The sequence below is a fragment of the Mesorhizobium sp. NZP2298 genome (assembly GCF_013170825.1).
Taxonomy (GTDB): Bacteria; Pseudomonadota; Alphaproteobacteria; order Rhizobiales; family Rhizobiaceae; genus Mesorhizobium.
In genome coordinates this window covers 2,047,857-2,072,350 of the sequence record NZ_CP033365.1, presented here as the reverse complement: position 1 = coordinate 2,072,350, position 24,494 = coordinate 2,047,857, and the positions used below count along the sequence as shown (strand labels likewise).

Genomic DNA, 24,494 nt, shown 5'->3' with positions numbered 1-24,494 from the left:
GCTTTTTCTCTCAGGTCAGTTCGGTCGGTTAGCCGATTTCGGCGCGAAGCGGGACAGGATCTGGATGAGCGACATGCAGCCCCAGGTAATGGCGAAGGCGATGATGGCAAGGGCCGCGGGCTCATAAGCACGGTTGGCGCCGATATTCTGCAGATAGGGACCAAAGGCCGGGCGGTTGAGCAGGCTCGCCATGGTGAACTCGCCGATGACGATGGCAAAGGTGAGGAAGGCGCCCGACAGCACGGCAATCAGAACATTGGGCAGGATGACCCGGCCAATGATCGTGCCCCAACCGGCACCCAGGATCTGAGCCGCTTCCGTCAACGTGCGCACATCGATGGTGCGAAGGCCGGTGTCGACGGCGCGGTACATGTAAGGCAGTGACAGCGTTGCATAACCGATGACCAGCAGGGCGTTCGCACCCATATTGCTTCCCAGGAACGGCAGCGGCGAATTCGAGCCGTACATCCTGATATAGCCGAAGACGATGACGATGGCCGGAATGACCAGCGGCAGCAAGGTGATGAACTCGACGATCGGCCTGAGCTGCGGCAGACGCAGCCGGATCCAATAGGCCGCCGGCACAACGATCAGCACACCGAGTATGATGGTGAAGACGGCCGCGATCACCGAATACAGGAAGGTCGACTGGAAGCGCGCGTCGCCGAGCACGATCCGATAGGCGTCGAAGGAATGAACGCCGCGGCGCATGCGCAACGAGAACTCGACCGTCGCCATCAGCGGAATGAAGAAGTACGCGGCCCCGACAATGAAGATGACCCAGGCCCAGAACTTACCCGACTTCATTTGAGCCACCTTTCGGAGCGTGTCCGGAACCAGATGTAGAAGACGTTGGCCAAACCCGTGATGACGATCATGCCGAAGGCGATGGCATAGCCAAGCTGCGGATTGTGCAGCACGTCACCATTGATCTGCGAATAGAGCTTGATGGGAACGATGTTGAGCGCCGGACCGGCAAACGCGTAAGCCGTGGCGATGGCGCCGAAGGCGTTCGCGAACAACAGGATGACCGTACCGAGGAAGCTCGGCCATATAACCGGGATGACCACCATGCGCCAATACTGCGCCTGCGTGGCGCCGAGCGTGGCGGCCGCCTCGCCCCATTCCTTCTTCAATCCGTCGATGGCCGGCACGATGATGACCACCATCAGCGGAATCTGGAAGAACAGATAGACCGCGATCAGGCCCGACGTGGTGAGGAAATTGAAGCCCATCGCATAGATGTTGATATTGAGGACGTCACGCAAAAGCGTGGTGACGATGCCGACGCGGCCAAGCGTTGCCAGGAACGCGAACGCCAGCGGCAAGCCTGCGAAATTCGACGCGACGCCCGAAAAAGTCAGGGTTGCGGAGCGCGTCCAGCTTGGCAGTCCGCCGCGCACGATCGCGATGGCTATTGCGAGGCCGGCAAAGGCGCCGATGATGGCCGACCAGAAACTGATCTTGATCGAAACCCAATAGGAGGCGCTGATCGACGGGTCGGTCACCAGCTGCAGGATGTTGTCCAGGGTGAAGGAGCCGTCACCGCGTTGAAACGCGCCCAGCACGAGATAGAGCGTGGGCAGGATCAGGAACATCAGGGCAAAGATGAAGAAGGGCGCCACGCCGATCCATTGCGTCGGCAGGCGGAAGGCGGTCGCCTCGTTCGGCGGCGCGGGTTTGGTGGCAAGTGCCTGATTTGAAAGCGTAAGATCGGTCATGCGCCGGCTACCGTCTTCGAGGGAAAGCCGGGCGGCCTCGCGGCCGCCCGGTGGATTTCAAGTCTTACTTGACGTTGGCGCCGACAACGGCGTCCCAGTTCTTGCTGATCGCTTCCTTGGCCTTGCCCTGCTCGTCGAGCGTCGGGAACGCGGCCGAGGCATAGGATTCAGCCGGCGGCAGCTTGGCCAGCACGTCCGCGGGGATCTTGCCGTTCTTGGCGAGATCGTTGAAGCGGATCGGGTGGCAATAGCCCTTCAGCCAGCCAATCTGGCCTTCGTCGGAATAGAGATATTCCATCCACAGCTTCGCTGCGTTCGGATGCGGCGCATACGCGCTGATCGCCTGCACGTAGACACCGGCGACCACGCCGGTCTTCGGCACGATGACGTCGACGGGCGGGTTGCCCTTCAGCGTATCGCGGCCGGCGAGCGCATTGTAATCCCAGTTGATCAGGATCGGGGTCTGGCCCTGGGCGAGCGTTGCCGGCTTGCCGACGACCGGAACGAAATTGCCGGCGGCGTTGAGCTTCTTGAAGAAGTCGAGGCCAGCGGTGCCGGCGGCTTCACCAGCAGCCGCGCCACCGGAAAGGCCGGCGGCGTAGACGGCCTGGATGGCCTGGTTGGAAGCGCGCGGATCACCGGCAAGCGCCACCGAATTGGCGAATTCCGGCTTCAGGAGATCGGCCCAGTCCTTGGGCGATTCCTTGACCAGGTCCTTGTTCACCATGAACGAAAGAACGCCGTAATAGTCACCATACCAGGCGCCATCGGCATCCTTGGCGCTGTCCGGGATCGAGTCCCAGGTCGACACCTTGTAAGGCAGCAGCAGGCCGTCGGCCTTGGCGGTCGGGCCGAAGGACAGGCCAACGTCGATGACGTCGGGTGCCTGCGGACCCTTGTTGTCCTTGTTGGCCTTGATCGCCTCGACCTCGTCGCCGGAACCGGCATCGGGGTTGAGTTCGTTGATGGTGATTTCCGGATACTTCGCCTTGAAGCCGGCGATGACGTCGCCGTAGCCGCACCAGTCATGCGGCAGCGCGATGGTGGTGAGCTGGCCCTCGGCCTTCGCGGCCTTGACGAGATCGTCCAGCGAAGCCGCGGACGAAATCACCGACGACACCATAAGGGTCGCGGCCGAAAGGGAAAGCACCTTCCCCGTGAATTTGAACATGTGTTCTCTCCGTTGAACTGACGCTGTTGAACGCCTGCGATGCGGTATCGTTTTCATGTGACAGCCAGATGAAAGCTTTGTGAAACCCTTGGCCGGCAGCAGAAAAAGTTAACTCTTTTTAACCGACTGTAGCAATTAGCCGTCACTTATTTTTCCGGCTAATCACTTTCTGCCTTGCATCTCATCCTTCCCCCTTGGTTTGCCCTGATTTTCCAGATCAATTTTCTGGCAGTCATACGCCGTCAGATCGTACCGGCGATAGCGTTTTCCAGCAGCGTCAGCGCCGCCTTCTTGGTCAGCTTGACCGGGTTGCCGCCGGCCGTCGGATCGACCACCGCCATGTCCGCGATCAGCGCCTTGCGCTTCTTGTCCATGTCGAGCCCCTTTATCAGGCCCGGCAGCGCGTGCGGCACCTTCAACTCCTTGCGCAGCTTGATGATGGCCTTGGCAAAGCCATCGAAGCCGCCCTTGATACCGCAATAGGCGGCGAGCCGGGCAATACGCTCCTCGATGGAGTCGCGATTGAAGGCGAGCACGTAAGGCATGAACACGGCATTGGTCATGCCGTGATGGGTATCGTAGAGCGCGCCGACCGGATGCGACAGCGCGTGGATGGCGCCCAGCCCCTTCTGGAAAGCGGTGGCACCCATGGCGGCCGCACTCATCATATGGGCGCGCGCAACGAGGTCCTTGCCGTTGGCGAAGGCTTTCGGCAGGTTCTCGAACACCAGGCGAATGCCTTCCACCGCGATGCCGTCGGCCATCGGATGGTAGCCCGGCGCACAATAGGCTTCGAGGCAGTGGGCAAGCGCATCCATGCCGGTGCCGGCGGTGATGAAGCCCGGCATGCCGACCGAAAGCTCCGGATCGGCGATCACGATCGCCGGCAGCAGCTTCGGATGGAAGATGACCTTCTTGGTATGCGTCTCCTCATTGGTGATGACGCCGGCGCGGCCGACTTCCGATCCGGTACCAGCCGTGGTCGGCACCGCGATGATCGGAGCGATGGCGTCGGAGTTGGCGCGCGTCCACCAGTCGCCGACATCCTCGAAATCCCACACCGGCCGCGTCTGGCCCGCCTGGAAGGCGATCAGCTTGCCGAGATCGAGCGCCGAGCCGCCGCCGAAGGCGATGACGCCGTCATGCTTGCCCTTCTTGAAGACGGCAATGCCGGCGGTGAGGTTGGACTCGACCGGGTTCGGCCTCACCTCCGAAAAGACGCCGTATGGCACCTTGGCATCGTCGAGAATCTTCAGCGTCGAGGCGACGACCGGCAGTTTCGCCAGGCCAGGATCAGTGACGAAGAGCGGCCGCTTGATACCGGTGGCCGCCAAGACCTCTGGCAATTCCTTGATGCGCCCGGCGCCGAAGCGGACGGTGGTGGGGTAGTTCCATTTGGAAATCAGCTTGGACATTGCTTGTCTTTCGAAAAATCAGATGGCTTCGCGCAGGTGGAAGGATTTTGGCCGGGTCAGATTGTCGTAACCGATGGCTGACAGTGCCGCACCCTTGCCGGTGTCCTTGACGCCGGTCCAGACCAGGGCCGGATCGAGATAGTCGCAGCGGTTCATGAACACAGTGCCGGTCTCGACGCGGTTGCCGATCGCCACCGCATGCTCGGTATCTCTGGTCCAGATCGAGGCCGTCAGCCCATAGGGGCTATCGTTCATCAGCGCGATCGCCTCCTCGTCGTTGCGCACCTTCATGATGCCGACGATCGGGCCAAAGCTTTCCTCACGCATGACGCTCATCTGATGGTCGACATCGGTCAGCACCTCCGGCGCCAGATAGGGCGAGCCCGCCCTGTCGTTAGCCACCTTCATGTTGATGTGCGCCTTGGCGCCCTTGCGCAGCGCTTCGGCCTTCTGCTCGCGGATCAGGTCGGCGAAGCGCGCCTGCGCCATCGGCCCCATCGTCGTCGCTTGCTCCAGCGGATTGCCGACGACATAGTTCTTGGTCTCGGCGATGAAGCCCTCGACGAACTCATCATAGACATTCTCGTGCACATAGACGCGCTCGATGCCGCAGCAGCACTGGCCGGAATTGTAGAAGGCGCCGTCGACCAGGTTGGCGACAGCATGATCCATCTTGGCGTCAGGCAGCACATAGGCCGGATCCTTGCCGCCGAGCTCGAGGCCGAGCGTCATGAAGGTGCCCGCCGCCGCCTTCTCGATCGCACGGCCGCCGCCGACGGAACCGGTGAAGTTGACATGGTCGATCTTGCCCGAGCCAAGCAGCTTTTCGGTCTGGACATGGTTGAGCACGATATTCTGGAACACGCCCTTGGGCAGGCCGGCCTTGTCGAAGGCCTGCTGAAAGCGCTCGCCGACCAGCAGCGTCTGCGCCGCATGCTTGAGGATGACGGCATTGCCGGCCATCAGCGCCGGCACGATCGTGTTGACGGCGGTCAGATAGGGATAGTTCCAGGGCGCGATCACCATGACCACGCCGAGTGGATCCTTCTTCACATAACGCCGAAAGCCGTCCTTCGGGTTGGATGCCGGCACGGATTTCAGCGCCGCCTCGGCGATCTCGACCATGTAATTGGTGCGTTCCTTGACGCCGCCGAACTCGCCGCCATAGCGCACCGGCCGCCCCATCTGCCAGGCGATCTCGGGTACGATCTCGTCGGTCATCGCCACCAGCGCTTCGAGCATCGCCAGCATGTACTTTCCGCGCTCGACGATCGGCGTCTCGGCCCATTTCTCCTGCGCCGCCTTGGCGCGCTCGACAGCGGCATTGATCGCCTGGTCCGTTGCCACGGGCCGCTCGGCATAGATCGAGCCGTCTATGGGGGTAATGAGTTTGACCGTTTCGGTCATTTTGTAAGTCCTCGCACTTTTACAACAATCGAAAATCACATGGCTTGGGGCTACCCCCCATCCGCCTGCCGGCACCTTCTCCCGTACAGTGCGAGGAGAAGGGAAGCGCTCCAACGGCTGGCGCACCCTTTCCCATTCTCACCGGGGAAGGGTGAGGGCAGCGCCAGACGTTGGCTGCTACCCTAATACCGCTCGAACCCTCTGTGCAGTTCCCAATCCGTAATGCGGCGGTCGTATTCGAACTGCTCCCATTTTGCCGTGTGGACATAATGTTCGAGCACGTCCTCGCCGAGCGCCTGCTTCAGCATCTTGGACTTGGCCAGCGTCTCGGTGGCGTCACGCAACGTCTTCGGGATCTCCGGCAAGCGAGATGCCTGATAGGCATCGCCGACGAAAGGCTTCTGCAACTCCAGCTTCTCATCGATGCCGGCAAGGCCGGCCGCGATCAGCGCCGCGAAGGCGAGATAGGGGTTCAGGTCGGCGCCGCCGATACGGCATTCCATGCGGATGCCCTTGGTGCCCTCGCCGCACAGGCGGAAGCCGGCGGTGCGGTTGTCCTCGCTCCACATGATCTTGGTCGGCGCGAAGGTGCCGGCCTGGAAGCGCTTGTAGGAGTTGATGTAGGGCGCCAGGAACCAGGTGAATTCCTTGGCATATTTCAGTTGCCCGGCCGCCCATTGCTGGCCGAGCGTCGACAGCGTCCAGTCGGCCTTCTTGTCGAAGAACAGCGGCGTCTTGCCGTCGGCGCTCCACAGCGAGTTGTGGATGTGGCTGGAATTGCCGGCGAGCCCGTAATTGTACTTGGACATGAAGGAGATCGCCTTGCCCTCGGACTCGGCGATCTCCTTGGCGCCGTTCTTCAGGATGACGTGCCGGTCGGCCATGTCGAGCGCTTCGGCATAGCGCACATTGATCTCTTCCTGGCCCGGGCCCCATTCGCCCTTGGAATTCTCGATCGGGATACCGGCCGCTTCCATCTCGTTGCGAAGCCGGCGCATGACACCTTCTTCCTTGGTGGTGATGCCGATCTGGTAGTCACCGATATAGGGTGAAGCTGTATCGAGGCCCTGCCAGTGCTTTTTGCGAGCGGAATCGTATGTCTCGTTGAACAGATAGAATTCGAGCTCGGAAGCGAAGTAGCCGATATAGCCGCGCTCCTGCAGCCGCTTGACCTGCTTCTTCAGGATCGCACGCGGCGAATGCGGCAGGTCGTCATGGGTGTGGTGGTCAAGCACGTCACAGATCACCAGCGCGGTCTTTTCCAGCCACGGAATGCGCCGCAGCGTGGCAAGGTCCGGCTTCATGACGAAATCGCCATAGCCTTTCGACCAGCTCGCCGCCTTGTAGCCGGGCACCGGCTCCATATCGATGTCGGCGGCCAGGAGATAGTTGCAGCCATGCGTTTCGTCATGCGCGGAATCGACGAAGTACTGCGCCAGGAACCGTTTTCCCGCCAGTCGGCCCTGCATGTCGACGATGCAGGCGAGCACCGTGTCGATCTCGCCGCTGGAGACCGCTTTCTTCAACTGATCGAACGAGAAATTTCCGGCCATTCCTTTGGCGCTCCAGTGCTTGGTCGTTGAAAGGGATAAACGAAACCATGGCCGGCACGATGCCGGCCATGGCCTTGATGGTCGAGATCAGTGGCCGGTTTCGCCGACCGCCTGTTCCGCCGCCTTGATCGCCGCCTGGCGCGCGGCGATGATGTCGCCGAGCGGCGGCCCCTGGAAGCGGTTGCGTTCGAAGGCGAACCACACGATGGCCGTCAGGATGAAGAAGCCGACGGTGATGTAGAGCGCCCAGTCGTTCGGCGGCTGGATGCCGATGATGAAGATCAGGATCATCGATACGATCGACAGGAAGGCGAACAGCATGAACACGCCGCGCCCCATGTTCCACGGCCCCATCTTGTCCCACTTCGGCGTGCCCCAGGCCAGCATGCCGAGCACGATCGGCACGGTGAAGGACAGGAACAGGAAGATGACGGTGCAGGACACGACGATGGTGTAGGCCGAGGTGCCGGCGACCGAAACCAGCGTCGAGCCCCAGACGAACAGCACCGACAGGATCGATGCCGTCCAGATCGCCGCCACCGGCGTACGGTAGGTCGGGCTGACCTTGGCGAGCGCCGCCGAGCCGGGCAGGCCGCCGTCACGCGAGAAGGCGAAGATCATGCGCGACGCCGAAGTGACGGTGGCGAGACCGCACAGAAGCTGCGCTATGAACACGACGAGGTAGACGAACTCCTTGAGGCCGGGGCTGACACGCTGGTCGAAGGCCCAGAAGAATACGTTCCAGCCCTGCTTGGCGGCATCGTCCATGTTCGGGATCATCAGCACGAAAGCGGCCAGGAACAGGTAGCCGAAAACGGCCGACCAGATCACTGACATGACCATGGCGCGTGGCACCGAGGAAGCCGCCTTGATGGTTTCCTCGGAGGTATGAGCCGAAGCGTCGTAGCCGGTGATCGTGTAGATCGGCAGCAAGAGGCCAAGTGCGAACACCCAGGCATTGGAGACGGACGGCCAGACACCGGCGCCGGCGTCGCCCGAATAGTTGTGGAAGGTGAAGAGACGGCTGAAATCCCAGGTCTCGGCGGAGAACAGGCAGACGACCGCGATCAGGATCGAGCCGAAGAAGATCAGGTAGCCAGAGAAGTCGGTCAGCTTCGCCGTCAGCTTGATGCCGAGATGGTTGATCAAGGCTTGGGCGCCGGTGATGATGACCAGGAAGATCATCTGGTTGCTCAGCGTACCCTCGATGCCGAGCGCCGGCCCGAAGGCGCCGACGAAGAACGTCCAGGTGCCGACATTGATGGCGCCCAGCACGGTGATCAGGCCGAGCAGGTTGAGCCAGGCCGTCACCCAGCCGGTGCCGCGATTGCCGAGGATCGAGCCCCAGTGATAGAGCCCGCCGGCGGTCGGATAGGCCGAGCTGATCTGCGACATGGCAACGGCAAAGGTCAGCGACACGAAGCAGCCGACCAGCCAGCCGATGCCGATGCCGATGCCGCCGGCGCCGGAGGTTGCCTGGGCCAGCGAATTGATGCCGCCCGACAGGATGCAGATGATCGAGAAGGAAACCGCGAAATTCGAAAAGCGGCTGAGCCGCCGCTCCAGTTCCTGGGCATAGCCCATGCTGTGGAGGTGCTTTACGTCCTCCGCCTTGTCAACGTCTGTATAACCCGGTGCTGCCATTGGAAGTCCCCTGTTTGTTTTTCAGCTGGCCGATTGGACTGACTTTCTGACTGAATGCGATCTGGGCCGCGTGGCCTCCTCTGGTTCCAGATCCGAAAAAATGCCCGTGAGCAGATCCGCCCATTTCCGCTGCCCGGTCTCGCCGGAGATTTCATCGTTGCGGATTTCGATCATCGCGCAGGGTAGCCCGCGCGCGCGCGCATGCCGTTCCAGCGTGAAATAGACGCGGTCGGCTGGCGAATAGGGTTCGTTGACGCCGACGGTGATGCCGGCAAGCCGCCTGAGCGCCGATATCAGCGGCGAGGCCAGCCTGCGGTCCTCATCGTGGATGATGCCGATATGCCAGGGCCGGTTGCGGCCCTTGTAGACGGGCGTGAAGGAATGCACGGAAACCAGCCGGGTCTCCTGGCCGCGCGCCAGCCGTTCCTCGACGATGCGCTCGATGGCGCCATGAAACGGCTGCCATGACAGGGCGACCCGCGCCGCGCGCTGCTTGTCGGTCAGGCCGGCATTGCCGGGAATGACCGTCGTTTCGCTGACCGGCGGCACCAGGTCCGGCGCATCGAGCGGCCGGTTGCAGTCGATGACAAGGCGCGAAATTCGGGTTTCGACCAGCGTCGCATCGAGGGCCTGCGCCATGCGCAGCGCAACCGGCAGCGCGCCGGGATCCCAGGCGATGTGGCGCGACAGGTCCTCGGCGGCAAGGCCGAGCGTACCGAATTCGGCGGGCAGGAAATTGGAAGCGTGATCGCAGGTCAGCACGAAGGGGCTTGATCCGCCAGGGTTGGTCACCCCAACGGTATCAGACGATGCAAGGCTGGCGGGCCGTGCTTTCTCCATAGTCTGCGTCCCCGGGGAGCGCTGTATCGTATGTTACGTATTTTGCCTCATTGCGTCCCTATGGATGATTTCATACAGTTTGCCCGACTTTGTCAAATGCGATCTCATGGGCAGGGCCAGCGGGTGGGGAAAACATGATTTCCAGCATTGCCGAACTGATCGCCGACCGCATCGGCGCGATGCCGGCCGGCGAACGGCGCGCGGCCCAGACGCTGATCGCGAGCTATCCGATGATCGGCCTGAAGACGGTCGCCGAGTTCTCGGCCGCGGCCGGTGTCTCCTCGCCGACGATCCTGCGCTTCGTTGCCCGGCTCGGCTTCCAGAACTATCCGGAATTCCAGTCGACCTTGCAGGACGAACTGGCGGCGCAATTGCAATCGCCGGCGATACGAACCCTCAACCCGCCCTCGCCCGGCGGTGGTACGGTCTCGCCGATGCTGGAAGCAACGCTCGACAATATGCGCGAGACCTTCCGCCACCTTTCCGACAGGCAGCTTGCCGATATCGCGGCGCGGCTTGCCGATCGCCGTGGCAAGACATTTCTGATCGGCGGCCGCTTCACCGACCCGCTGGCGCGCTACATGGCCGCCCATCTCGCCGTTATCCAGCCCGATGTCTTTCACCTCGCCGGCCAGGAGAGCATGTGGCGTGACCGGCTGATCGACATGGGCAAGCGCGATGTGCTGGTGATCTTCGACATCAGGCGCTACCAGGACAGTCTCGTCCGCTTCGCCGAGAAGGCGCACCAGCGCGGCGTCCAGATCGTGTTGTTCACCGATCAGTGGCTGTCGCCTATCGCCCGGTTCGCCCGCCATGTCATCGCCGGACGAACCGCTGTGCCGTCGGCATGGGATTCTTCGGCGGCACTTTTCGTCGTCGCCGAAACGTTGATCGGCGCCGTCACAAGACAGCTCGAGGCCGACGGCGCCCGTCGCATCCGCGAGATGGAAGGCCTGCGTTAGGCCAATCGCATCCGCTCCAACCGGGCGTCCCGGATTTCACGTTACCGAGATTTAATGTGCACGATTGCGTGATAATTGCCATAAACCGGTGATATCGGGTGTGGCGTGGCCGGTGTTCGCTGCCAGCCCTTATCGTCGCTGCATCCGTTTCCACTTGGAACCGGCAGACGATTCTTGCCGCTGGAGTATCGATGCCGAGCTGGAAACAGATTGTCCTTGCGTTTGTGATCGTGGTCGCCGCCGCGGCCGCGTGGGCGCGCTTCTACCCCGGCGCTCCCGAAGTGCTGGCGCGCTGGGGTATCGACTGGGCCTATGGCGCGACACCTCCAACGAAAGAAACAGCGGCAGGTAGCTCCCGGCAGACGGGGGGCAACCGCGCCCAGATTGCCACCATCGTTGCATCGCCGGCCGCCTCGGCTGTTATCAACGATCGCCTGCAGGCGATCGGCACTGGCCGCGCCAACGCTTCGGTGACCGTCAATCCCTACAGTTCCGGCCGCCTTGCCGAACTGCTGGTCGAATCCGGCAGCCATGTCGACAAGGGACAGATCATCGCGACGCTCGATTCCGAGACCGAGGTCATCGCCCAGGACCGGGCGAAACTCGCTTTGCAGGACGCGCAATCCAAGCTCGATCGTGTCAAATCGCTGCGCGCCTCGAATGCCGCCACGCCGGTGGCGGTGGCCGACGCCGAGGTGACCTTGTCGAATGCCAAGCTGGCGCTCCAGGATGCCGAGCTCGCGCTGCAGCGCCGCTCCATTCTGGCACCGATCGCCGGCACCGTCGGCATCCTGCCGATATCGGCCGGCAACTATGTGACCAATCAGTCGGCGATCGCCACCCTCGACGACCGCTCCTCGATCCTGGTGGATTTCCAGGTGCCCGAGCGCTTCGCCGCCGCCGTCAAGGTCGGTGCTCAATTGACCGCGACGCCGATCGCCAATCCCAGCAACGCCTATACCGGCACGGTTTCGGCCATCGACAACCACATCGACGAGAAGAGCCGCACGCTGCTGGTCAAGGCCAAGATCGCCAATCCCGCCGATTCGCTGCGCGCCGGCATGTCGTTCTCCATCATCATGAAATTCCCCGGTGAGATCTATCCGGCCGTCAGCCCGCTGGCGATCCTGTGGGGGTCGGACGGCGCCTATGTCTGGCAGATCGAGGACGGCAAGGCCAAACGCGTGCCGGTGCGCATCATCCAGCGCAACACCGAGACCGTGCTGATCGACGCGGAGATCGACAGCGGCGACATGGTGATCACCGAAGGCACCCAGAGCGTCAGCGAAGGCGGTGAGGTCCGCATCGCCGGCCAGGAACAGCGCGCCGCCAACACCGCCGAAGGCTCATGACCGGACCCGCCAACGCCGCCAGCGATACCGGCTTCACCGCCCTGTTCATTCGCAGGCCGGTCATGGCCTTCGTGCTCAACGTGCTCATCGCGGTTGCCGGCCTCGCGGCCTTTTACGGCGTCGAAATCCGTGAATTGCCCGACGTCGACCGTGCGGTGGTCACCGTTTCGACCACTTTCGAGGGTGCTGCCGCCGAGACCGTCGACCGCGAACTGACCGACACGATCGAGGGCGCCGTCGCCCGTGTCTCCGGCGTCAAGTCGATCTCTTCTTCCTCCTCCTTCGGCTCGAGCCGTGTCACCATCGAGTTCAACGACGGTGTCGACCTCAACGTCGCCGCCTCCGACGTGCGCGATGCCGTTGGCCGCGTCGCCAATCAGATGCCGGACACGGCCGATCCGCCCCGCATCGTCAAGGCCGATGCCAATTCCGACCCGGTGATGCGCCTGGCGGTGACCTCGGACAGCATGTCGATCCAGGACATGACCGTGGTGGTCCAGGACCAGATCGAGGACGAACTGGCCGCCGTGCCTGGCGTCGCCGACGTCCAGGTCTATGGCGACCGCGACAAGATATTCCGTATCGACGTCGACCAGAACAAGCTCGCCAGCCTTGGCTTCACCGTGGCCGATCTCAGGGCAGCCCTTGCCTCGGTTGCTTTCGATTCGCCCGCCGGTTCGATCACCACCACCAACCAGGACCTGATCGTCCGCACCACGGCCGACGTGACCACGCCCGAGGAATTCGAAAACATCATCATCGGCGGCACGACGCGCATCCGCGATGTCGCCACTGTCACGCTCGGCCCCGATGTCGGCCAGACCACGTTGCGTTCCGATGGCAAGACCGGCATCGGTATCGGCATCATCCGCCAGGCGGAATCGAACACGCTGGACATTTCGACCGGCGTCCAGGCCGCCGTCGCCAAACTGCAGGAGAACCTGCCCAAGGGCATGGCGATCAAGATCACCAGTGACGACGCCGTCTTCGTCAAGGGCGCCGTGCACGAGGTCGAGATCGCGCTCGGCCTGTCCGTCACCATGGTGCTGATCGTCATCTACGTCTTCCTGCTCGACTGGCGCGCGACGCTGATCCCGGGCCTGTCGATGCCGGTCGCCATGATCGGCACCATCGCCGCCATCTATCTGGCCGGCTTCTCGGTCAACATCCTGACGCTGCTCGCCCTCGTGCTGGCCACGGGTCTTGTCGTCGACGATGCCATCGTCGTTCTGGAAAATATCGTGCGACGGCGCAACGAAGGCATGGGACCACGCGCTGCCGCCGTGCTCGGCGCCCAGGAAGTGTTCTTCGCCGTCGTCGCCACGACGCTGACGCTGGTCGCCGTCTTCGTGCCGATCTCGTTCCTGCCGGGCCAGACGGGCGGCCTGTTCCGCGAATTCGGCTTCGTGCTTGCCATGTCGGTGCTCCTGTCCTGCGTGGTGGCGCTGACCCTTTGTCCGATGCTCGCCTCGCGCATGCTGACAAACTCATCGCTCCACCATGAAGGCGGCCAGGGCATCGGCGCCCGTATCGGTGGCGCGTTGAATGCCACCTACAAGCGCGCGCTGCGCGCCTGCCTCGACGCGCCCTGGATCGTGGTTCTGGTCGCTGTGCTGTTTGCCGGCACCGCCTTCACCCTGTTCGGCACCATCCGCCAGGAACTGACGCCGACCGAGGATCGCGCGGCGGTGCTGCTGCGCATCAATGCCCCTCAAGGCGTCAGCCTCGACTACACGACGCAGCAGATGCAGAAGATCGAGAAGCTGATCCAGCCGATGCGCGATTCCGGCGAGATCCGCTCAACCTTCGAGAATGCCGGTCAGAACGGCTCGTACAATTCCGGCTTCATGGTGATGACGCTCGCCCCTTGGAACGAGCGCAGCCGCAGCCAGCAGGAGATCATGGCCGAGATCAGCCAGCTGACCAGGCAGGTGCCGAGTGTGCGCATCTTCCCGGTGCAGCCCAACAGCCTTGGCATCCGCGGCGCCGGCAACGGCCTGCAGTTCGCACTGGTCGGCAACGACCGCAAGGCGCTTGGCGACGCGGCGGTCAAGATCATCGCCGAGATGCAGAAGGACCCGCGCTTCCAGACGCCGCGCCTGTCGATCGACCCGACGCAGCCGCAGCTGGCCGTCGCCATCGACCGCGAGCGCGCCTCCGATCTTGGCATCGACATTACGGGGCTCGCCAACACCATGCAGGCCATGCTCGACGGCAATGATGTCGTCGACGTCTACATCGCCGACCGCAGCTATGGCGTGAAACTGGTCTCGACCACCAATCCGATCAACGATCCGACCGATCTTGAAAATGTCTTCCTGAAGACGGGCGACGGCCGCTTCGTGCCGATGTCGACCATCGCCAAGCTGACCGAACGCGCCGTGCCGCCGTCGCTGTCGCGCGAGCAACAGCAGCCATCGGTGGCCATCACCTCCAACCTGTCGGGCAATTTCGCGCTTGGCGACGCGCTGAGCCGCGCCGAGGAGATCGCCACGCCGCTGCTGCCGCCGGGCAGCCGCATCCTGCCGCTGGCCGAGGCCGCGACGCTGGGCGAAACCAACAGCGCCATGGTCACCATCTTCGGCTTCGCGCTGGTCATCATCCTTCTGGTGCTGGCCGCGCAGTTCGAAAGCTTCGTCAGCGCCGTCATCATCATGGCGACGGTGCCGCTCGGCCTTGCTTGTGCGATCTTCGCCCTGCTGCTGTCAGGCACCAGCCTCAACGCCTATAGCCAGATCGGCCTGGTGCTGCTGGTTGGCGTCATGGCCAAGAACGGCATCCTGATCGTCGAATTCGCCAACCAGCTGCGCGACCGCGGGCTCGGCGTGCGCGAGGCGATCGAGCAAGCTTCGATCATCCGCCTGCGGCCGGTGATGATGACGATGATCTGCACCATACTTGGCGGCGTGCCGCTGGTGCTGGCCGCCGGCGCCGGCGCCGAGGCGCGCGTGGCGCTCGGCTGGGTGATCGTCGGCGGGCTGGGGCTGGCAACCATCTCGACGCTGTTCCTGACGCCGGTCGCCTACCTCCTGCTTGGCCGCTTCGTCACCCCGAAGACCCATGAGGAGGCACGCCTCAAGCGCGAGCTCGAGGAAGCCGCCTACACCAATATGGAGCCGGCGGAGTAGGCAAAATCCGGGAAACGGGATGGCTGTTTTCCACCCGCGGCTTCGTCAGGGAAGATAGTGCCGCTACTTGAGCCGGCCTTCGATCGACCAGCGCGCGGCGAGGAAATTCAGCACCGCGGCCACAATGACACCGCCGATCTTGGCCGGCCACACGCCGGTGATGCCGGCGAAGAGTGCTATCGACAGGCTGGAAACGCCGAGCGAAATCAGCGCCCCAAGCGAGACGAAACGCAGGAAAGCGTCATGCAGCCGGATGGCGTGGTTGCGCTCGAACGACCAGAAGCCATTGGCCACGAAAGAGAAGACGACGGCGATGGACCATGAGACGACATTGGCCGGGAGCGGCGAGACATGCAGCTTGAGCAGCAGGAAAAAGCCGGCAAGGTCGATGGCCGTGTTCGCCAGCCCGACAATGGCAAAGCGCACGATCTTGCTGCCGGTCGAACGGCGGGGCTGATCCACGCCGCTCATCCCTTGCCGTCCATGATCTCGACACCGGCGCGGGCCAGGCTCGCGCCGAACGCGTCCGAGGCCAGGACCGAGAATTCCACCTCGCGCACGCTTTGCATCGGGTCGCGCGCCCGCAGCGTCTCGTCGACATGGCCGGGATGGCACATGAACAGGCCTCGTTGCGGCAGTGCTTCGACAGCAGCCTGCAGAACGGGGGCAAATCTCTCAGGTTGCCGCCAGTCGTAGATGCCGGCGAGCGGCTCGAAAACGATGAAGCCGGCGCGCGCCATCGATCGGTTGAAGCCGACGGCCAAGGCAGCGATTGCCGCCACTTTAGACGCCACGGCGGCCCCGCCAATTGCCGGAGCACCACGCAGCGCCGGCCTGCCGCCTTCGGAAAAACGCGCCCGCAGCCATGTGCGCACGGCCGGAAGGAAATGCACGTGCTGGTGCCCGTCTATGAAGTCAGGCTGGCGGCCCAACGCCTCGATGAAGCGGTTGTACTGCGCGTCGAGCTCGGCATGGACGTCCCACGCGTCGACGCGGCCGCGCAGGACCGGCAATGCCAGCGAACGCAGCGGCGGCAGCCGGCCTTCCGGCGCCAGGCTCGACCGACCGGTGACGGCCGGCTGGTCGGTAAGGGTCAGGTGCAGACCGACCGCCGCGCGGCCGCACAGCGGCTTTATACGCGCCGCCGCGTCAGGCCATTCCGGAAAGCCTGTCATGCAGCTGGTGCCGGTCAGGCGACCGCGATCGAGCAGGTCGAGAATCCCAGCGCAGACGCCGGGCGCCAGGCCGTAATCGTCGGCGATCAGGCGGATGCGCCGCGTCATGTTCCGGAAGCGCCCGGCGGCCTGTCAGGGGCCATCTCGCCGCGCATGACATCGCGCACGATATAGACCGGCCGGTCCTTGCTTTCCGAGAGCGTGACCCAGACATATTCGCCGATCAGGCCAAGCAAGGTGAGGTTGAGGCCGCCAAGCAGGACGACGGCGACCATGAGGCTGGGATAGCCGGGAACGGCGATGCCGTAGAACATCACCTCGAAGAAGACTTTGGCTCCGTAGACAAGGCCCGCCAACGCCGCCAACATCCCGCTCAGGCTGATGATGCGCAACGGAATGACGGAAAAGGAGGTAAACCCTTCCAGCGAGAAGGCGATCAGGTTGAGCCGGCTCCATTTCGACTTCCCGGTGACACGGTTCTCCGGCGAATACTGTATGGCTTTCTGGCGGAAGCCGGCCCAGGCGAACAGGCCCTTGTTGAAGCGCCGCTTGTCGCGCAGGCTCGTCAGCGCGCGCACCACGGCACCACGCATGACGCGAAAATCACCCGCATTCTCGGGAATGTCGAAACGCTGGCTGCTGTTGATCAGGCTATAGAAAAGCCGCGCCAGCTGGCTGCGCCGCCAGCTCGCCTCCCGGCGGTCGTTCTGCGCGTAGACGACATCGATATCGGGGTTTTCCACCAGCTCGGCGATCATCTTCAGGCTGGTGTCCATCGAATGCTGAAGGTCGGCGTCCATGACCAGCGCCATGTCGCCGCGCGACCGGTCGAGGCCGGCGAGCACCGCGACCTCCTTGCCGAAATTGCGGCTGAGCCGCACGATCTCCCAGGAACCCGACAGCGCCCGCGAAAACCGCTCGGCGCCATCGTCGCGACTGCCGTCGTCGACCAGGATCTTGTGGAGCTCCATGCCGAAACGCTGCGCCACCGCGGCTTCAAGCTTGTCGAGCAATGCGGCAAAAGCCGATGCCGATTGCGCCTCGTTGAAGAACGGCGCCACGATGTCGAGAACAGGCCGCGACTCAGCCATTTGCAGGCCTTTCATTCATCACCTTGCCTCGCGTCATCATGTCTCGCGCCCCCTTGTCGCCGGATCTCGCCCAAAACCACCAGATCAGGGAACTGGCGATAAGGGTGACCGCGATCGGCCGGAACCAGGGGTACGTGAAATCCTGGATATGGCGCTCGACGCCCGTCAATCCTGTCAGGAACAGCATCACGGACAGCACCGAGGCCAACATGCCGCCTCGTTCCTCGCGCCACAACAGGGCAATAGCGAGACCGGCGGGCACGGCGATCATGGCATAGGTGTTGGGCTCGACGCGCGGGTTGAAGACACACATGTAGAACGTCGCCGTCAGGAAGATGGCGAGGCCAGCCGTTCCGCGTTCGAGCTTGCGGTCAAACCAGATGACGGCTGAAAGCGTAAACAGGGCCATGACGATGCGCACGATCGTGGCGCCGAATTCCGGGATGGGCAGCCCCATTTTGGTGAACGGCGCCGTGAAGTCGGTGGGGACAAAATGGCTGGTGTTGTCGACCGCCATCGCGGTCAGCATCCCGGCGAAAGCACGATATTGGTCGTTGAGATAGCCGGCGGGCGCGAAAGCGTAGGGTAAGGCGAGCACGAACAGTACCGCCAGCACAAGCACCGGTATCAGCCGGAAACGCAGGGCTCCCACCAGCAAGAGCATGATGATCGCGGTCGGCTTGGCTATGATGGCAAGCGAAGCCCAGAAGAAGGTTTCGGCGCGCCGCCCTTCGAGCGCCGACAAAGTGACAAGCCAGCAGGCACCGGTCAAAAGGATTGTCGCCTGGCCGTTGCGGATCGCACCCAGCGCCATCGGCAGGGCAAGGAACAGCCCGAAGGAAAGCAGCCATGGCAATTCCCCGCCGCCGAGTTTGCGCACCTGCCGCATCGCGGCGAAGGTCAGCGCCGCGAAACCGATAGTATGCCACACCAGGCCGCCCAGATGCGGGCCGAGCTTCACTATCGGAACATAGAGCGCGGCAAAGGCCGGCGCATAGAGATATCCCATCTCGGACTGGATATTGTAGAGCGGCCGGTGGGCCAGCAGCGCCTCGCTGCCGTCTATATAGGCTTGCCAGACCGTCCGCGTATGGGGTGACCACAAGACCAGGACAAGAACGACCAGGAACGCTCCGATCCACAGGCCAAGTCCCAAACGGTCGAAAACCGGCTTGGACATCGTCATCAAGACACCCCAACAACATCCGGGACAGGCTCAGTCCAGCACTGTCCCGGTATTCGATGGCGGCGGCATATCACGGACAAAGCAGCACGGCATAGGGGGCTGAAAGACGCGGCCATCAACTTCGCGGGACGTCGCGGATGGTCAGGCATGGCAACGATCTCACTGGGAAAGGTGCTCGGAAAGCCTTCTGTTTCGCGCTTCCGCACTCCTGTGGATGGCATCAAGGCCGAATGAAAACCTTGCCATTGGGCTTGGCCAGTTCCGCCGGCACCCGCGCGATTGCCTCGGCGAGCGGCACCACGGCCGTCACGTTGGTCGACCAGCGCCCGTCGGAAAAACGCTTCTGCGCTTCCAGGATCGCTGGACCGCGGCGGTCGCGGAACTGGCGCATCCATTCGCTCAGCCAAAAGCCTTCGATATGCTTGTGCTGGAAAATCAGTTGGCCGGGCTCGCGGATGACGGTGGCGTCCGTGTCGAGCCGGCCATAGATGATCCAGCGCGCCCGTTTCGGCATGGCATTGAAGATGGCCGAAGCCAGCGGCCCGGTGACCGCATCGAGGAAGATGCGCGGCTGTTCGGCCTTCATCACCTCGCGCAGCGTGGCCTCGAAATCCGGCGCTTTCTCGTTGAGCACATGGGCAGCGCCAATCTCTTTCAACAGTGCGATCTGCTCGTCGCGGCGCACGGTGACGACGGGCCGGAAGCCTTCCTCCCTGGCGAGGCCGATGATCAGCTTGCAGAGCTGGCTGGCGCCGGCGGTCATGACGAAGGCCTTTTCGCCCTCCTGTTTGACGATGTCGAACATGGCGATCGCGGTGAGCGGATTGACGATCATCGCCGCGCCGTCCTCGTCGCGCACCGTGTCGAGCAGCGGAATGCAGGCCGCTGCCTCGGCGACGGCATATTCGGCCCACGAGCCCCAGTTGCTGAGGCCGGTGGCGAAGGCGACGCGCTTGCCGATGAGGCTTTTCGGATAAGGCTCGTCGCCACTGGCGACGATGGTGCCGATCCCCTCGAAGCCGGCCGGCCGGCCCTTGGCGCGCGGCTGGCCGTACTGGCCCTTGATGAAGGCGACGTCGGATGGATTGATCGAGGCCAGGCTGACCTTGATCAGCACCTGGCTCGGTCCAGGCGCCGGCACCGCGATGCTACCTAGCTCGAGATAGGGCTCCATCGCCTCGAGCACGCTGCCGCTCGGCGTCCTGGTATAGCCGTCACCGACGAGGAGCAGCGCCTTCATTTCGGAGGGAATGGCCATTGTCACACTCCATGTTTGTCGGCGAATCCGCAAATGTGATGGGCCGATCTGCTCAGATCTTCTCCTGCGTGTATTTCCTCAACTCCGTGCGCGCCACCTGGCGGCGATGCACGGCGTCGGGTCCGTCGGCGAGACGCAGCGTGCGCAGATGCGTCCATGAGCGCGCCAGCGGCGTGTCCTGGCTGATGCCTTGCGCGCCGAACATCTGCACCGCCTCGTCGGTGATCCTCAGCGCGACGCGCGGCGCGATGACCTTGATCTGGCTGATCCAGGGGGCGGCCGCGCGCGCGTCGCCCTGATCGATCATCCACGCCGCCTTGAGGCAGAGCAGCCGGGCCATCTCGATTTCCATGCGGCATTCGGCGATGATGTCGAAATTGGCGCCGAGTTTCGCCAGGGGCTGGCCGAAGGCCTCGCGTCGCACCGAACGCTGGCACAGCATCTCCAGCGCCATCTCGGCCTGGCCGATGGCGCGCATGCAGTGATGGATACGGCCGGGGCCGAGCCGTCCTTGCGCGATCTCGAACCCCCTGCCCTCGCCAAGAATGAGGTTCGAGACCGGGACCCGGACATTGTCGAAGCGAAGGTGCATGTGGCCATGCGGCGCATCATCGTCGCCATAGACCTGCATGGCGCGGACCTTGGTCACGCCCTTTGTATCCGAAGGCACCAGGATCATTGAATGGCGGCGGTGCTGCGGTTCCTCGTCGCCACCGGTCCGCACCATGACGATATAGATCGCGCAGCGTGGGTCGCCGGCGCCTGACGCCCACCATTTTTCGCCGTTGAGGACGTAGTCGTCGCCCTGCCGCTCGCAGCGCATCGAAATGTTGGTGGCGTCGGATGACGCCACGTCCGGTTCGGTCATCAGATAGGCCGAGCGGATCTTGCCCTCGAGCAACGGTTCCAGCCACGCTTTCTTATGGTCGGCCGAACCGTAGCGTTCCAGCACTTCCATGTTGCCGGTGTCGGGCGCCGAGCAGTTGAAGGTCTCGGCACCCAAATGCGCCTTGCCCATCTCCTCGGCCAGATAGGCGTATTCGACAGTGGAAAGACCGTAGCCGCGATCCGAGCTGGTCAGCCAGAAGTTCCACAGGCCGCGCTCCCTTGCGGTCTTCTTCAGCCCTTCGAGGATCACGCTTTGGCGAGCGCTGTAGACCCAGCGGTCGCCTGCCTTACCCACTTCGCCCAAGAATTCCTTGTCGAGCGGCATGATCTCATCGCGCACCATCGCCGCGACGCGTGCGTGGATCGGCTTCAGCCGCTCGGTCATGCCGAGATTCATCTCCGTCATCGGTCGCTAACCCTTCATGCAGGCCGGGCATTTTACCCGTGGCAAGGATGACCGTACTTCGGATAGCCTTGTCAACGCGAACTCTTTGCCCGACACCGAGGCGAAGCGTGGAGGATTGGAATGGCCTATCTCGACGAGCTGTTTTCTGTGGCCGGCAAGACGGCGCTGGTAACGGGAGCGGCAACGGGCATCGGCCGCATGGCGGCAACGGCGTTGGTGAGAGCCGGCGCCAGCGTGATGATCGCTTCGCGCAAGGGCGAGGATTGCGTCAAGGTCGCCGCCGAACTGAACGGGCTTGGCGCGCCAGGCCGGGCCGAGGGCTTTGCCGGCGACGTCTCAAGTGAGGCTGGCATCGCCGCACTCGTCGCCGAGGTCAAGGCGCGGACCGAAAAACTCGATATTCTGATCAACAATGCCGGCGTTTCCTGGGGCGCGCCGCTGGAGAGTTTCCCTTATTCGGCATGGGCGAAGGTTTTCGGCGTCAATGTCACCGCGGTCTTCCATCTGACGCGCGAATTGCTGCCACTGCTCGAAGCCGCCGCCAGCGATAGCGATCCGGCCCGGGTGATCAATCTGGGTTCGGTGATGGGCACGCAGCCGCTGGCCGACGACGCCTATTCCTACACGGCGTCCAAGGCCGCGGTGCATCACCTGACGCGTACGCTCGCGCTCGAGTTCGCCGCCCTCCGCATCACCGTCAACGCCTTTGCCCCCGGCCCCTTCCAGAGCCGCATGACGGCTTTTGCCACCGGCACGGATGAACAAGCCAGGCATGTCGGTAGCCACGTTCCGATCGGCCGTATCGGCGCACCGGATGACATTGCCGGCGCAACGCTCTATTTGTGCAGCCGTGCGGGCAGCTATGTCACCGGCGCCATCCTGCCGATCGATGGGGGGCAGTCGGTGCAGCATGGATTGACCTTGTTCAAGGAATGACATTTTCCGGCCGCAGAAGCCGGAGGTGAACTGGAGGACATGAGCGTGGAACCAATCAGTCTCGATGTGCTTCTGGCCAGTGTCGGCAAGGAAGTCGGCGTCTCACCGTGGCGGGTGGTCACGCAACGCATGATCGACCAGTTCGCCGACGCCACCGACGACCACCAGTTCATCCACTGCGACCCCGAGCGGGCCAAGCGCGAAACGCCGTTCGGCGGCACCATCGCGCATGGCTTCCTGTCGCTGTCGCTGCTTTCGGCGATGACGTTCGAGACCATGCCGCCGTTGGAGAACGGCAAGATGGGCGTCAACCATGGCTTCGATTCGCTGCGCTTCCTGGCGCCGGTGAAGACGGGCGCCCGCATCCGCACCCGTTTCGTGCTGGCCGATGTCAAGGTGAGACCCTCAGGTTGGGTGCAGACGGCACACGACGTGACGATCGAGATCGAGGGCTCGAAGAAGCCGGCGCTGACCGCTCGCTGGCTGACGCTGACCCTGATCGAACGCCAGCCCGAGACCGCATGAGCGACGCCAACGCGCTCGACCAGGCAGCGCTTGCGCCTTATCTTGAAGCGCATATCCATGGTTTTGCCGGGCTTCGTTCAATCGAAAAGTTCAAATCCGGCCAGTCGAACCCGACCTATCTGCTGACAGCGGACAGTGGCCGCTATGTGCTGCGTGCCAAGCCGCCGGGCCAATTGCTGAAATCGGCGCATCAAGTCGACCGCGAATTCCGGGTGATGAAGGCGCTTGCCGGCACCGCCGTACCGGTGCCCGCAATGCTGCATCTGTCGGCGGAGGACTCGCCGATCGGCCGCATGTTCTACGTCATGGATTTCCTCGACGGCCGCATCTTCTGGGATCCGGCGCTGCCCGAGGGGCGCGACAATGACGAGCGCGCCGCGATCTACGACGCCATGAACGGAACGCTCGCGGCCCTGCACGACGTCGATGTCGAGGCCGTGGGTCTCGGCGATTTCGGCCGGCCGGGCAATTATTTCGAGCGGCAGCTGGCGCGTTGGACCAGCCAGTATCGTGCCTCGGAGACCGGCACCATTGCCGACATGGACCGGCTGATTGCCTGGCTGGAAACGCACATGCCCGCGGATGACGGCCTGATATCGCTGGTGCATGGCGACTACCGGCTGGACAATCTGATCTTCGCGCCGGACCAGCCAAGGGTATTGGCGGTGCTCGACTGGGAACTGTCGACATCAGGCCACCCCTTCGCCGACATCGCCTATCAATGCATGCAATGGCGTCTGCCACATGCTTCCGGCTTTCGCGGCCTGGGCGGTATCGACCGCGCCGCGCTCGGGCTACCCTCCGAGGAGGCATACGTCGCCGCCTATTGCCGGCGGCGCGGGCTCACCGGCATCGGCAACTGGACCTTCTTCCTCGCCTTCTCCTTCTTCCGGTTGGCGGCGATCTGCCAGGGCGTCTACAAGCGCGCGCTGGACGGCAACGCCTCCAATCCCGAAAAGGCCAGAACCTATGGCGAGGCGGTGAAGCTGCTTTCGCATCTCGCCGCCAAACTGATCGAGAAGCAGAGATGATGGGGAGCCATGATGGGCCGCTTTGACGGAGCAACGGTGCTGATCACGGGTGCCGCCGGCGGGCTCGGCCGTGGTGCCGCGAAAGGCTTTGCCGCCGAGGGTGCGCGGCTGGTGCTGTCGGACATCGACGAAAGGGGGCTCGCCGATCTTGCAGCTTCCTTGCCGGCTGAAACGGCGATCCTGGCCGGCAACATCGCGGACGAGAAACTGTCCGAGGATCTGGTCGGGCTGGCGGTCGAGAAATTCGGCCGGCTGGATGTCGCCGTCAACAATGCTGGCATTGTCCAGAGTTTCGTGCGCCTGCCACAGGTGCCGTCGGACGAAGCCCGCCGCGTGCTTGAGATCGACCTGCTCGGCGTCTTCTATGCCATGAAGCACCAGATCCCGCAGATGGAGCGGCAGTTCAAGGCTACGGCCAAGGGCGGCGCCATCGTCAATATTGCCTCGGTTGCCGGACTGGTCGGCGCGCCAAAGCTCTCGGTCTACGCGGCAGCCAAGCATGGCGTCGTCGGGTTGACCAAATCGGCGGCGGCCGAATACGCGACCAAGGGTGTGCGCATCAACGCCATCTGCCCTGCCCACACCAGGACGGCGATGGTCGATAGTTTCGTGCGCGTCTCCGGCGCGCCGGAGGCAGAGGCGTTGGCCGAACTGACACGCGGTGTGCCGATGAAACGCGTGGCTGAAGTCGATGAAGTCATCACCGCCATCCTGTTCGCCGCCGCCCCGGCCAATTCCTTCATGACCGGCCACGCGCTGGCCATCGACGGCGGCGTCGGCGCCATCTGAACCATGCCGCATGGGA

21 protein-coding genes are annotated in these 24,494 nt (G+C 63.4%); 7 read left to right on the top strand and 14 right to left on the bottom strand.

The features are described from left to right. Positions 1–15 precede the first annotated feature (15 nt). The 8 genes from EB231_RS10035 to EB231_RS10000 form a co-directional block, all read right to left on the bottom strand. Positions 16–807, bottom strand: coding sequence for an ABC transporter permease (locus EB231_RS10035; protein WP_172348666.1), 792 nt, complete (start codon positions 805–807; stop codon positions 16–18). Continuing rightward, positions 804–1,721 (bottom strand): ABC transporter permease, encoded by a 918-nt coding sequence (locus EB231_RS10030; protein ID WP_445299303.1) that lies wholly within the window; start codon positions 1,719–1,721, stop codon positions 804–806. The genes EB231_RS10035 and EB231_RS10030 overlap by 4 nt, the downstream gene beginning before the upstream one ends. A 64-nt stretch (positions 1,722–1,785) precedes the next feature. After that, positions 1,786–2,892: an ABC transporter substrate-binding protein gene (locus tag EB231_RS10025; protein WP_172348665.1), complete on the bottom strand. Its 1,107-nt coding sequence runs from the start codon at positions 2,890–2,892 to the stop codon at positions 1,786–1,788. A 242-nt stretch (positions 2,893–3,134) separates the two neighbouring features. Then, complete coding sequence (locus tag EB231_RS10020; protein WP_172348664.1) at positions 3,135–4,307, bottom strand: iron-containing alcohol dehydrogenase; 1,173 nt, start codon at positions 4,305–4,307, stop codon at positions 3,135–3,137. Positions 4,308–4,325: 18 nt separating this feature from the next. After that, complete coding sequence (locus EB231_RS10015) at positions 4,326–5,714, bottom strand: aldehyde dehydrogenase family protein (protein ID WP_172348663.1); 1,389 nt, start codon at positions 5,712–5,714, stop codon at positions 4,326–4,328. 182 nt (positions 5,715–5,896) lie between these two features. Further along, positions 5,897–7,267 carry a glutamine synthetase family protein gene (locus EB231_RS10010; protein WP_056577936.1) on the bottom strand — a complete coding sequence of 457 codons (1,371 nt, stop codon included), beginning with the start codon at positions 7,265–7,267 and terminating at the stop codon, positions 5,897–5,899. A gap of 87 nt (positions 7,268–7,354) precedes the next feature. After that, positions 7,355–8,911: an amino acid permease gene (locus EB231_RS10005; RefSeq protein ID WP_172348662.1), complete on the bottom strand. Its 1,557-nt coding sequence runs from the start codon at positions 8,909–8,911 to the stop codon at positions 7,355–7,357. A gap of 21 nt (positions 8,912–8,932) precedes the next feature. Next, positions 8,933–9,751 carry an N-formylglutamate amidohydrolase gene (locus EB231_RS10000; RefSeq protein ID WP_172348661.1) on the bottom strand — a complete coding sequence of 273 codons (819 nt, stop codon included), beginning with the start codon at positions 9,749–9,751 and terminating at the stop codon, positions 8,933–8,935. Between the two features lie 134 nt (positions 9,752–9,885). Here EB231_RS10000 and EB231_RS09995 point away from each other — a divergent pair, with 134 nt between their 5' ends. From EB231_RS09995 to EB231_RS09985, 3 genes are all read left to right on the top strand, one after another. Then, positions 9,886–10,713 (top strand): MurR/RpiR family transcriptional regulator, encoded by an 828-nt coding sequence (locus tag EB231_RS09995; RefSeq protein WP_135881356.1) that lies wholly within the window; start codon positions 9,886–9,888, stop codon positions 10,711–10,713. Between the two features lie 191 nt (positions 10,714–10,904). After that, a complete protein-coding gene (locus EB231_RS09990; RefSeq protein ID WP_172348660.1) occupies positions 10,905–12,065 on the top strand; it encodes an efflux RND transporter periplasmic adaptor subunit in 1,161 nt (386 codons plus the stop codon). After that, positions 12,062–15,193, top strand: a complete 3,132-nt coding sequence (locus tag EB231_RS09985) for an efflux RND transporter permease subunit (RefSeq protein WP_172348659.1) — start codon at positions 12,062–12,064, stop codon at positions 15,191–15,193. Before EB231_RS09990 ends, EB231_RS09985 begins: the two co-directional genes overlap by 4 nt. Positions 15,194–15,256: 63 nt before the next feature. Here the strand turns inward: EB231_RS09985 and EB231_RS09980 are convergent, their stop codons facing one another. The 6 genes from EB231_RS09980 to EB231_RS09955 form a co-directional block, all read right to left on the bottom strand. Next, positions 15,257–15,664: a GtrA family protein gene (locus EB231_RS09980; protein WP_172348658.1), complete on the bottom strand. Its 408-nt coding sequence runs from the start codon at positions 15,662–15,664 to the stop codon at positions 15,257–15,259. Continuing rightward, positions 15,661–16,476 (bottom strand): ChbG/HpnK family deacetylase, encoded by an 816-nt coding sequence (locus EB231_RS09975; RefSeq protein WP_172348657.1) that lies wholly within the window; start codon positions 16,474–16,476, stop codon positions 15,661–15,663. Before EB231_RS09975 ends, EB231_RS09980 begins: the two co-directional genes overlap by 4 nt. Further along, entirely contained in the window at positions 16,473–17,459 is a 987-nt protein-coding gene (locus tag EB231_RS09970; protein ID WP_172348656.1) for a glycosyltransferase family 2 protein, read from the bottom strand. Before EB231_RS09970 ends, EB231_RS09975 begins: the two co-directional genes overlap by 4 nt. After that, positions 17,452–18,645 (bottom strand): glycosyltransferase family 87 protein, encoded by a 1,194-nt coding sequence (locus EB231_RS09965; protein WP_172348655.1) that lies wholly within the window; start codon positions 18,643–18,645, stop codon positions 17,452–17,454. The genes EB231_RS09970 and EB231_RS09965 overlap by 8 nt, the downstream gene beginning before the upstream one ends. 220 nt (positions 18,646–18,865) lie before the next feature. After that, a complete protein-coding gene (locus EB231_RS09960) occupies positions 18,866–19,903 on the bottom strand; it encodes a zinc-binding dehydrogenase (protein ID WP_172348654.1) in 1,038 nt (345 codons plus the stop codon). A 52-nt stretch (positions 19,904–19,955) separates the two neighbouring features. After that, on the bottom strand, positions 19,956–21,197 hold the full coding sequence (locus tag EB231_RS09955) for an acyl-CoA dehydrogenase family protein (protein ID WP_172348653.1): 1,242 nt from the start codon (positions 21,195–21,197) through the stop codon (positions 19,956–19,958). A gap of 120 nt (positions 21,198–21,317) precedes the next feature. Here EB231_RS09955 and EB231_RS09950 point away from each other — a divergent pair, with 120 nt between their 5' ends. Genes EB231_RS09950 through EB231_RS09935 form a run of 4 tightly spaced genes read left to right on the top strand, consistent with a single transcriptional unit; the run spans position 21,318 to position 24,478 of the window. Further along, positions 21,318–22,133: an SDR family oxidoreductase gene (locus EB231_RS09950; protein ID WP_172348652.1), complete on the top strand. Its 816-nt coding sequence runs from the start codon at positions 21,318–21,320 to the stop codon at positions 22,131–22,133. A 39-nt stretch (positions 22,134–22,172) separates the two neighbouring features. Then, complete coding sequence (locus EB231_RS09945) at positions 22,173–22,658, top strand: MaoC family dehydratase (protein WP_019861112.1); 486 nt, start codon at positions 22,173–22,175, stop codon at positions 22,656–22,658. Beyond that, the gene (locus EB231_RS09940) at positions 22,655–23,689 is read left to right on the top strand and encodes a phosphotransferase (RefSeq protein ID WP_172348651.1); all 1,035 of its coding nucleotides are present in this window, start codon (positions 22,655–22,657) and stop codon (positions 23,687–23,689) included. The genes EB231_RS09945 and EB231_RS09940 overlap by 4 nt, the downstream gene beginning before the upstream one ends. A 12-nt stretch (positions 23,690–23,701) precedes the next feature. Next, the gene (locus EB231_RS09935; RefSeq protein ID WP_172348650.1) at positions 23,702–24,478 is read left to right on the top strand and encodes an SDR family NAD(P)-dependent oxidoreductase; all 777 of its coding nucleotides are present in this window, start codon (positions 23,702–23,704) and stop codon (positions 24,476–24,478) included. The last annotated feature ends 16 nt before the right edge of the window (positions 24,479–24,494 follow it).